2 protein-coding genes are annotated in these 1336 nt (G+C 75.1%); both read right to left on the bottom strand.

All coding sequences use genetic code 11. From position 1 onward, the window contains the following. On the bottom strand, positions 1-632 hold a 632-nt coding region (locus HTZ82_RS13270), incomplete at its 3' end, for a polysaccharide deacetylase family protein (RefSeq protein ID WP_175409559.1). Positions 633-757: 125 nt separating this feature from the next. Further along, positions 758-1336 (bottom strand): glycosyltransferase family 2 protein (locus HTZ82_RS13265; protein WP_375540813.1); only part of this gene is annotated, 579 nt, incomplete at its 5' end.

The raw sequence follows: 1336 nt of genomic DNA, 5'->3' as shown, positions 1-1336 counted from the left end.
GTGGAGCGCCGCACCGTGACCCGTTCCAGGGCGTACGGCCCCTGGGCGCGGCGCGCCAGCGCGTTGCCGACGGCCAGCGCCTGGGTGTACCCGGCGGCCCGTACGGCACGCCGCACCCGCCGGTCGGAGTAGCCGTACGGGTAGGCGAAGGACACCGGGGCGGTGCCGAGCTCCTCGGTGAGGATCTCCCGGCACCGTACGGTCTCGTACCGCAGCCGCGCGTCGTCGAGCTGGTCGAGCTGCGGGTGCGTGTGGGTGTGCCCGCCGATCTCGGTGCCCGCGGCGGCGAGTTCCCGTACCTGGTCCCAGTCGAGCATGGTGTCGAGGGCGCCTCCCTCGTCGTACGGGCCGCGCAGCCAGCCCGTCGACACGAAGAGCGTGGCGCGGAAGCCGTGTTCGGCGAGCACGGGCAGGGCGTGGCGGTGCACGCCCTCGTACCCGTCGTCGAACGTGATGAGCACCGGACGCTCCGGCAGCGGCTCGCCGGTGCGCCACGCCTCGGCCAGCGCGGCCGTGGTCAGCGGTGTGCACCCGTACGAGGCGAGTACGGCCATCTGCGCGGCGAACGCCTCCGGCGCCACCGACAGCCCGTGGGCCGCGGCCGCCGGGCGGTGGCCGACCGCGTGGTACATCAGGACCGGTACGGCACGACGGCTGTCGTCCGGGTGCGTCACGGCACCTCCGCTGTCCGGGTGCGTCAGGGCACCTCCGTTCACGGCTCCTCCGTTCACGGCACCTCCGTTCACGGCTCCTCCGTTCACGGCACCTCCTTCGTGACCGGGCCGTACGAGAACGCCGCACCGCGTCCGAGCCGCGCCCGCAGCGTTCCGCGCGCGTAGCCCGCCGCGGCCGCGGTGACCCCGGCGACGATGGCGAGGGCCCGCCCCGCGCCGCCAGGCCGGGCCAGCACGAAGTCCCGCAGGCCGCGCGCCACGCCCGCGGGCAGCACCCGTGTGGTGTAGCGGCGCTCGGTCTCCAGGCCCTTGCCGGCGCCGACGCTCCGCGCGACGAGCGCCTTGGACAGGCCCTCGGCGTAGGCGCGGGTGCGGAAGTAGCCGAACCGTTCACGGGCGTGCGGGACCTTGTGGTGGATGACGGCGCGGTCGTCGACGAGCAGGACCGCGTGGGGGAGCGCCGCGCCGACGCGGATGCACAGCTCGGTCTCCTCGCAGCCCAGCGGCCGCTTGTCGCCGTCGCGTCCGATGCCGGTGGCGAAGCCGCCCGCCGCGTCGAACGCCTCGCGCCGGAAGGAGGCGTTGCCGCCGAGCACGTTGCGCACCCGGACGCGTCCGGGCGGGACACCCCGGTACGTACAGCCGACGATCCAGTCGAACTC

It is taken from the genome of Streptomyces sp. TRM64462, assembly GCF_013362995.1.
Taxonomy (GTDB): Bacteria; Actinomycetota; Actinomycetes; order Streptomycetales; family Streptomycetaceae; genus Streptomyces.
The sequence above is the reverse complement of the archived record's forward strand: the minus strand, read 5'-3'. Positions and strand labels throughout refer to the sequence as shown.